The following is a 9,824-nucleotide window of genomic DNA, read 5'->3' as shown; positions in this document are numbered from 1 at the left end:
ATCTCACTTACGACTGCCTGCTCCTTGTTAATAAAATCATCTTCATGAACGAATACTGTCATAGTATCAATTCCTGAAGGAACATGCTCAATTGAGATATCATGATCTTCAAATGACTGAAGGACTTTTCTTACAAAACCTATTTCTGAGTTCATCATATCCTTGGATATATTCACACAGCAAAAGCCTTTTTTGCCGGCAATACCTGTAATAGTATATTTGGATTTTCTGGCTGTTGATTCAACGATCCAGGTTCCTTCATCTTCAGGCTTATTGGTATTCTTGATATTGATCGGAATACCTTCCTTACGTACAGGGAAGATTGAATCTTCGTGAAGTACAGATGCGCCCATATATGCAAGCTCTCGAAGCTCAGTATATGTGATTATCTCTATTGACTGTGGCTTATTGATGATGCGGGGATCAGCGATCATAAATCCGCTTACATCTGTCCAGTTCTCGTATACATCAGCTTTAACAGCACGTGCAACAATTGAACCTGTAATATCAGATCCGCCTCTTGAAAAGGTCTTGATGCTGCCATCAGGCTTAGCACCGAAAAATCCGGGGATAACAGCTCTTTCAACTTTTGAAAGCTTTGCAGCCATCTTCTCATTAGTCTTTTCTGCGTCAAAGTCGCCATTTTTGTTAAAGCATACAACTGTTGCAGAATCAACGAATGTATAGCCAAGGTACTCAGCCATGATCTTGCCGTTAAGATACTCGCCGCGAGATGCAGCATAGTCTTTTCCAGCCTTTTGTTTGAAATTCTTCTCTATCTCCTTAAAGTCATCAGCAAGTGAGAATTTAAGCTTAAGACCTGTTATGATCTCATCATAGCGGGCTTTGATATCAGCAAGCTGTGCATCAAAACTTTTATCTGCCTCAGCAAGTGCATAACATGCATAGAGCATGTCTGTAACTTTCTTGTCTCCTGAGTTTCTCTTACCAGGAGCTGAAGGAATTACATATCTTCTTCCTTCATCACTTCTTATGATGTTACCAACTTTCTCAAACTGTGCGGCACTTGCAAGTGAACTTCCGCCGAACTTAACTACTTTTTTCATTATAATTGCCTCTCTTTAAAGCTCGCGAAGGAATCCCTTTGCTTTAGCGAGCTGTGAATATTTTGCTTTAAAATCTTTTTCTGAGATGAGATCAGTAACGAATGCGAACTCTCCAAATACTTCACTGCTCTCTATAACTTCTATGCCTGAACCAAAGAGCTCTTTGGCCTCTTCTTCACTACTTTCATCTACTCTTACAAAGAATCTGTGAACATAGCTTCCATTATCAGAAAGCTGTGCAGGTGCATCTGTAAGGTTCACATCCATATGGCTTCCTTTATGGATCACAAGGTCGATAAGATCAGCAACAACTGCTGATGCTGTAGCCTCTTTACCTGCACCCTTACCATAATACATAGTACTTCCAAGCATATTACCATGAACTACTATAGCATTAAATACATCATTTACAAATGCAAGAGGATTTTCTGAAGGAATCAGAAATGGTGATACCATGGTAAAAAATCCTGAGTTATTCTTCTTGATCATTCCAAGAAGCTTTATAGACATACCAAGGCTTCTTGCATAGGAGAAATCTTCCTGAGTGATCTTTGTGATTCCTTCTGTCTCTATATCTTCATACTTAACATACTGTCCTGACATAAGAGAAGCAAGGATAGCTGTCTTACGGCAGGCATCGTAGCCTTCAATATCAGCTTCAGGTTTACGCTCTGCATATCCCTTGTTCTGGGCTTCCTTAAGAACTGTTGCAAATCCCACCTTATCTCTATCCATCTTGGTAAGAATATAGTTGGTAGTTCCGTTTAAGATACCTGTTATAGAATCAATCTTCTCATGCTTAAGAGATGTATTTAAAGTTCTAAGAACCGGAATACCACCGCCTACTGAAGCTTCGAAAAGATATGAACAATTATGCTCCTTGGCAATCTTTACAAGCTCAGGTCCGTGCGCTGCAACAAGCTCTTTATTGGATGTACATACACTGATTCCCTTTTCAAGAGCTCTCTTTTCAAAAGTAAAGGCAGGTTCAAGGCCACCCATAGTCTCGCATATGACATCTATTTCAGGATCATTTAAAATGACTTCAATATCATGAACGATCTGCTTTTCATGCTTGTCACCAGGAAAGTCGCGAAGATCAAGGATATACTTGACTTCAACCTTCTCACCGGCACTCTTCTCAACTTCTGCGCAGTTGGTATCCAAAACTTCAACCACACCGCTTCCAACTGTTCCATAACCTAATACTGCTGCCTTGGCCATATTGCCTCCCTTTATCCACATGACTACGTCACGCATAATTATTCATAAAAAATGCAAATCACTTATAAAAGAAAGTTGATCATTTGAAATGAATTCATAAACATTTATTACTTCTATTTTTATTACTTCTATTTTTATTACTTCTATTTATGAAACACCGTTACCGCGTCCACTTATCTGAACCTTATGAACACCAGTTCTTTCGCTGATAGCAGCGGAAAGATCCGTTACGCTTGCTCCTTCATCAATAACCTGAAGACTTATTGAAAGAGAAGCAACTCCGTCGATCGGGATAGACTGATGAATCGTCAGAATGTTAGCTCCCGACTTGGCAATAATCCCAAGGACATCTGATAATAGTCCGGGCTCATCGTCTATCTGAAATGTAAGTGTGAATGTTGATCCGGAAAGAGAATCATGGAATTCATAGATATCATCTTTATATTTGTAAAAAGAGCTTCTGCTTATATCAACCTGTGCTACAGCTTCATTGACTGTACGAACCCTGCCAGATTCTAAAAGCTTTTTAGCTTCAACTACCTTTATGAGTACTTCTGGTATAGCCTGCCTTTGAACAATATAATATCCGGAATGTTCTTTCATAATCTCCCCTGTTCACTAGTGTGTCCTGCACGGACATTTGTGCGTCCATGAAAGATATTCTATCACACTAAAGTGGCAGAGGCAACCATAAATATTATCCAAACATTTTCTAAAAACGCATAAAGATACATTAATTATTACCAAAAAATAATTGTTATCAGGACAACTCAAGGATCTTCGGAAGTATTATTCTGTAATCAAAAAGACTAAATACTTTCTCCTGTCCGCGTCTGGCAATCTCTTTTCTCTCTTCTTCATGCCTTAAATAATAATCGATTTTATCAGGAAGTTCCTCACTATTATGAACAATAACAAGATCCTGTCCGTCAGTGAAATACTCTGAAAGCTCGCTTCTGTATGTAGATATAAGAAAACCTCCGGATCCCATAACATCAAGGACCCTGAGTGACATACCTGTCCTTATAGATCTCATCATGAAGTTGAGATTTATCTTACTTCTGTTAAAAACATGTGGCATACGCCCCATATAGTCTGCTTCTCCAAGATCACGGACATTTAAAAGCGTAGGTCCATTTGCCTTAGTATAAAGGTCAAGTTTAAATTTAAGACCAAGATCCTCTAAAAGAATGCGCCTTTCATCCTGCGTAACCTTCTTTTTAAGGATATCTCTTATAAGAATATCCTGGTCAAAATCGTATTTATCTTCAGAAAGACTAAACTTCATATACTCATTTAGCTTTTGTATCATACCTCTTGAAATAATATTCTCATCAGCTATAAGATCTTCATCAAAGGTATGTCTTTGTCTTTCCATGACGTCTTCAAAAAACGTCCTAAGATCCTCAGGAAGATACTCCGCCGTAAAGTCATAGAAATTGTATTCATTATCATATAAATTGCCAAGAAAAGTAACATCATGCTCATAGCAAGGATATAGGGACAATTTATCTGAAAGCGCCTTAAGCCTTACGGAATTAACTGCAAGAGGGCTGTAATCAACAGTATCTATGCCAATCTTTTTATATAGATCAACAAGACCTTTATCGAACAGATATATCCTGTTTTCACTATTTACAACTTCCTTGGAAGCAAGAGGAAAATGAGGAGAATCAAATACCCATGATATATAAGGGATATGCATCCTGTGACATACTCTTGATATTATGGGAAAAAAATTCCACGTAAAGGCGCAGTCTATCTTCTTACCGTCTTTCTTCATCCTGAGGCTATTCTCAAGAACTCTTTCAAAACCTTCATCTTCATCAAGACGATTCCATGAATAGCGCAGCTCCTCAACATCATGGCCAAGCTCTCGCATTACCATTCTGGTATCTTCACCTGTAAATTCATTCCATACATAATATAGAATACGCATACAAGCGGACCTCTTTTCCTATAATGAAAAAATCATTTGAACTTCCCGCAATCTAAAAGCGACGGATTTTAAGCTGATTTATATTAATTTTGACAAAAAAAGAAGCATCTTGCAACTCCCTGTCACAAGTGCTCCTTCAAAACTTATAGATCACGCCACCCTACGAGATGTAATTCAGTATTTCAGGTCTTTAAACGTCGTTCATCACATGCTGCCATGTAACTTATATATAGATACCGCCATTACAGCGGAAATATATAAACATTCATACCTCCCTGGTTCCTGAAGCTGATTGCATCGCTTAATACCGGTTCCCCAACCCGTACACTACGATGGTGAAATATCCATAGTTCATTTCTATAAGCGCCTTTTATAATGTAACTGATTTATACTATCTTATCAAGAGTTTTTGGCACTTCATTTTTTCCATAATTTTGATAAAAATTTTGTAAAATTTTAACAATTTACATGATAAAAGCCCATAATAATACGCTTTTACAAACATACATATAAAAGCCAATAATAATACATTTTTATAAACATGCCTATAAAAGCCTATAATAATACACTTTTACAAACTTGCATGTAAAAGTGTATCATTCATGATTATTATTAAATTTCCACGCTTCCGTCAAAAACTGTTACGGCAGGTCCTGTCATATATACATTATTACTTTCCCTGTCCCATCTGCAGATGATATCTCCTCCAAGGACATGAACAGTTACTTCATCATCTGTATATCCGTTCAGGATACAGGCAACAGCTGTTGCACAGCATCCTGTACCGCAGGCAAGAGTCTCTCCTGTACCTCTTTCCCATACTCTCATATGGACATTTTTCCTGTCATCTACATGGACGAATTCTGTATTGGTTCTCTGAGGAAAATAAGGATGATTTTCGAACTTTCTACCATATTTTTCTATAGGATAATCAGCAAGCTTTTCATTCTCATTTACAAATACAACTGCATGGGGATTACCCATTGACACGCAGGTCATTCTGAAATTTCTGTCTTCTATAGGAATAGGAAAGTCAACTATCTGATCCCTGTCATGGAACTTTGATTCATCTACAGGAATCTGGGAAGGGATAAGGATAGGCGCTCCCATATTGACCTTGACCATAGTAACCTTACCGTCTGTAACTGTAAGATCAAGATAACGGTTTCTTCCAAAAGAACTTATAGCAAGATCCTTGGTCTTATCTGTCATACCATGATCATAAACAAACTTTGCAACACATCTTATGCCATTGCCGCACATCTCACCTCTTGAACCGTCGGCGTTGTACATCTCCATTTCAAAATCTGCACCTTCTATAGGATTTATAAATATAACTCCATCTCCGCCTATTCCAAAGTGACGGTCTGAAAGCTTACGAACAACTAAAGGCTTCTGATCATTTGGTATCACATTTTTGGCGCCGTCTACATAAATATAATCATTGCCGGCACCCTGCATCTTGGTAAAAGTAATTGTTGCCATAATTATCTGTCCTTTCTGTCTGGGTTAATTCTCATTTATGAAAGAAGGCTCTTAAGCTCATCTATATCAAAACTATAGGTCTTTCCACAAAAATGGCACTTGGTCTCTATAGGCTTTCCATCATTTATTATATCATCAAGTTCCTTGTGTCCAAGAAGCTTAAGCCCCCTTGCAACACGATCCTTGGAACAGTTGCAGTGCCACTCTACAGGCATGGTTCCGTTCCATTTGATATCAAAGCCGTCAAGCACTATCTCAAGCATTTCTTCAGGGCTCTTACCCTCTCTTAAAACATCAGTAACTGTAGTAAACTTCTTAAGATTATCTTCAAGATGAGATATTACAGCATCATCTGCAAAAGGCATAAGCTGAACTATAAATCCGCCGGCCTCTCTAACAGTATTCTCATGATTCATAAGAACTCCAAGACCTACTGATGAAGGAGTCTGCTGGGACTGGGCAAAATAATAAGTGAAATCTTCTGCGATCTCGCCTGTGTACAAAGGAACCTGTCCAACATAAGGATCCTTCATGCCCATGTCACGGATAACAGTAAATGTACCCTTGCCTATACCACCGCCTACATTAAGATGTCCTGATGCATTAGGAGGAAGGATTACATAACCGTTATTAACATAGCCCTTGACCTGGCCTTTATTGTTGGCTGTTGCAAGGACTCCTCCTAAAGGGCCATCGCCGTCTATCTTGACTGTAATAAGATCCTTTTCATTTTCCATCATGGAACCCATCATAAGAGTTCCTGACATAAGACGACCAAGAGCAGCTGTAGCTATAGGGCTTGTATTGTGAGCTTTCCTTGCAGTCTCTACAAGATTTCTCGAAGTAACCGCAAAGGCTCTTATCTGATCGGATGCAGCTGTAGCACGCACCATGTAATCTTTGTAACTTTCATTTGTTTCCATAATTCCTACTTTCTAATTTCTTTTAAAAAAATTGTTTTAGTCTTCGACAACCTCTGTATTATTCTCGGTATTCTTCCTTGCGATAATATATATCCTCTGGCTGTCGCTGTCAGGATCTTTGTGAGTATCAGCATCTATAGCCTTAACAAACTGCATCCCTGACTTTTCAACTATATCCATCATTTCATCAAGAGTATAGCCTCTTTGGAAATGTGTCTCACTGAATTTTCTGTACCTGTCATCTTCTTCATGTACGAAGATAGTAAGGTCGTATTCATTTATAAAAGTATCATCATCATACCAGTTATCCCAGATAAATGCACAATCTTCTCTGTCTTCTGCAATTGTTGTATCACCAATTATATCGCGGTATTTGTGCACGGTATTAAAATCAAAGATGATGATTCCTTCAGGATACAGATAATTATTGACAAGTTTGAGCATCTTTACAACATCTAAAGGATCTGTAAGATAATTAACACTGTCGCATACACTAAGGAAGGTTCCTGCAGTGCAGAAAAGCTCAAACTCTCTCATATCCTGTTCAAGATACATGATATCATGACCTGACTTGTCTCTCTTATTTATAGCAATCTGTAGCATCTGCTCGGAATTATCAATTCCCATGATATCATAGCCTCGTGCCGCCATCTCTTCAGCAAAAGAGCCTGTACCGCAGCCAAGTTCTACTACCATATCCCTTTCCTGTGACAGTTTGTCACTCACATCTTGTAAGTCATTATCAGACTTATCACTATTTATATCATCCGTTACCGGCTTTGAAATACCATATTTATGTATAAGACTACTTATATAATCAGCCCATTCACTATAGGGCGTTTCATCCATAAAAGTATCATAAACAAGCGCAAAATCTGTATATGAATCCATAATAATCCTCGCAGTAAAAAATATTCAAAAGCTTTTTAAGGTCCATATTAAATAATAATCAAAAACTATTTATAGAAGCTATATTAAATAATAATAGAAAAGCTTTTTATAAAGATTAGTGTAGCAGAATAAACTGCCCATTAACCCATGGCATCATTTTATCATTAACCTTAAGTTTTTGGGGATTTATTCCGAAAATATAATCGGAACTTTGTGATAAGAAATCATAAAATTTACATAAAGTCATAAGGGTGCTACATTTACCCCTACATACTTAATACCTATGATCATCTTTTTCTAACTTCAGGGGGGAAGCTATCATATGGCAGGAAGCCTTAAGGAATTCGACTCCAGATCAAAATTTCTGACAATAGGAAGTTTTATAAATAAAGTCAACGAAAACGCTGAAAGCATCATGAATAGCAACTGTGCTTTCATATTCATTAACGTGTCCAATTTTAAGACCTTTAACCAAAGTTATGGATTTGCAGAAGGCGACCATTTCCTGGATCTTCTATCTGAAGATATCCATGATACATTTCCGGATGAACTACTTGGCAGGGTTTCCGGCGATAGATTTATCTTATGTGTAAAATATTCCAAGCAGGAAGAGATCCAGGATAAGCTTGATCGTATTCAGGACAATATCTCTAACTATCAAAAATCCATTCTGATGCACATCAAATGCGGAATCTATATAAATGATAAAAGCGGCAAAAAGCCAACGCAGATGATCGATTGTGCCAAGCTTGCCTGCGACTACATAGAAGATGATATAAACAGACATATCATATTCTATAACGAGGATATCAAAACTGAGCTAAACTTCAGACACTACATAATCACAGGATTTGAAAACGCTGTCAAGAATCACTATATACAGCCTTATTTTCAATGTGTTATAAGAGCTCTTACAGGAAAAGTATGCGGTTATGAAGCTCTTGCAAGATGGATCGATCCAACCTATGGCTTTATAGCTCCTAATGTATTTGTACCTATCCTTGAAAATGCAAAGCTCATACATATGCTTGATCTGTGCATTATAGAGCAGGTATGCATGGTACAAAAAGCCGCCATAGACAATGGTTTTCCAGTTCAGCCCATATCTGTAAACTTATCCCGTCTCGACTTTCTTTTATGCGATATCTTTAAAGAAACTGATAATATAAGAAAAAAATATATGCTTCCACCAAAGCTTCTTAATATCGAAATTACAGAAGGTGCTTTTGCTGAAGCTAATACACCTCTTACACAAGGCGTAGATCATTTCAGAAAAGCAGGATATCAGATATGGATGGACGACTTTGGAAGTGGATTTTCTTCACTTAATAACCTGCAAACCTACCAGTTTGATCTTATCAAGATAGACAGAATGTTCCTTAAAGACATGAATGATAATCCAAGATCAAGGATCATCCTTGCTTCAGTCATCAACATGTCCAAAACACTCAAAATGCACACACTTGCAGAAGGAATCGAGACTGAAGAAGAGTTTAACTTCCTTCGTTCCATAGGATGTGAAAAAATACAGGGCTACTACTTTGGTAAACCAAAGCCATGTGACCCTGCTGTTCAAATGGATGATAACTGTGAAGACTTAGATTACCACAACTACTACGACAAAATGGGTGAAGTAAATGTTCTTTCGCCCTCTCCTTTTGATACTTCAATGACCAGAATTTACAGCGAAGAAGCAATCGCCATCTGCGAAGTAGCTGATGGAGATAATCTTTCTTATATTCTTTATAATGATGCCTTTAAAGAACTTCTTTTAAATCTTAATATAAATTCAAAAGAACAGGCAGAAGAAAGGTCCAGAGAAAAAGGCGTTCGTGAAAACGATATGTTCTTTGAGCTTGCCAAAAAGGCTGAAAATACAGGTAAGATAGAATCAACTGACCTTATTATAAATGGTATGGTAATAAATGAGCGTATGAAATTCCTTGCAAGAAAAGGAGATACCGCTGTCTATCTTCTTTCAAGCACTAATCTCTCATCCCAAAAGACCATTCTTCAGGCACGTAACATACAGGCTGCCATGCGCCATATGCTGACGCTCTACTTCAGAATTGATCTCTATGATGAATCAGGTAGAGTTGAAAATATATATCTTAACTCAAGTCAGGGCAGAATAACTGATGAAAGCACTGATTCCAAAGAGGCAGTACGTATATATTCCGAAAGATTTATCATACCTTCAGAAAGAGAGAAATTCAGAGAATATTATGATATGTCTACTGTTCATGAAAGGCTGAAAGATAAAAAAGAGAATTACCTTGCAGAATTCTTCCATTC

At 37.7% G+C, this 9,824-nt stretch carries 8 protein-coding genes; 1 reads left to right on the top strand and 7 read right to left on the bottom strand.

All coding sequences use genetic code 11. The features are described 5' to 3' along the window. The 7 genes from K6G87_RS17680 to K6G87_RS17650 all read right to left on the bottom strand — a co-directional run. Positions 1 to 1,067 (bottom strand): aspartate kinase (locus tag K6G87_RS17680; protein WP_296840228.1); only part of this gene is annotated, 1,067 nt, incomplete at its 3' end. 15 nt (positions 1,068 to 1,082) lie between these two features. Beyond that, positions 1,083 to 2,291, bottom strand: a complete 1,209-nt coding sequence (locus tag K6G87_RS17675; RefSeq protein WP_296840225.1) for a homoserine dehydrogenase — start codon at positions 2,289 to 2,291, stop codon at positions 1,083 to 1,085. Positions 2,292 to 2,438: 147 nt separating this feature from the next. Further along, positions 2,439 to 2,894, bottom strand: a complete 456-nt coding sequence (locus tag K6G87_RS17670; RefSeq protein WP_296840224.1) for an ACT domain-containing protein — start codon at positions 2,892 to 2,894, stop codon at positions 2,439 to 2,441. Between the two features lie 157 nt (positions 2,895 to 3,051). Beyond that, positions 3,052 to 4,230 carry a glycosyltransferase family protein gene (locus K6G87_RS17665; RefSeq protein WP_296840222.1) on the bottom strand — a complete coding sequence of 393 codons (1,179 nt, stop codon included), beginning with the start codon at positions 4,228 to 4,230 and terminating at the stop codon, positions 3,052 to 3,054. A 612-nt stretch (positions 4,231 to 4,842) separates the two neighbouring features. Beyond that, positions 4,843 to 5,706 carry a diaminopimelate epimerase gene (dapF, locus tag K6G87_RS17660; protein ID WP_296840230.1) on the bottom strand — a complete coding sequence of 288 codons (864 nt, stop codon included), beginning with the start codon at positions 5,704 to 5,706 and terminating at the stop codon, positions 4,843 to 4,845. Between the two features lie 44 nt (positions 5,707 to 5,750). After that, positions 5,751 to 6,638 (bottom strand): Hsp33 family molecular chaperone HslO, encoded by an 888-nt coding sequence (gene hslO / locus K6G87_RS17655; protein ID WP_296840220.1) that lies wholly within the window; start codon positions 6,636 to 6,638, stop codon positions 5,751 to 5,753. Between the two features lie 36 nt (positions 6,639 to 6,674). Continuing rightward, a complete protein-coding gene (locus K6G87_RS17650) occupies positions 6,675 to 7,529 on the bottom strand; it encodes a class I SAM-dependent DNA methyltransferase (protein WP_296840219.1) in 855 nt (284 codons plus the stop codon). Positions 7,530 to 7,851: 322 nt separating this feature from the next. Here K6G87_RS17650 and K6G87_RS17645 point away from each other — a divergent pair. Next, positions 7,852 to 9,824, top strand: a 1,973-nt coding sequence (locus K6G87_RS17645) for a GGDEF domain-containing phosphodiesterase (protein ID WP_296840217.1), incomplete at its 3' end; no start/stop codon positions are given.

The sequence above is a fragment of the Butyrivibrio sp. genome, from assembly GCF_024699075.1.
The sequence above is the reverse complement of the archived record's forward strand: the minus strand, read 5'-3'. Positions and strand labels throughout refer to the sequence as shown.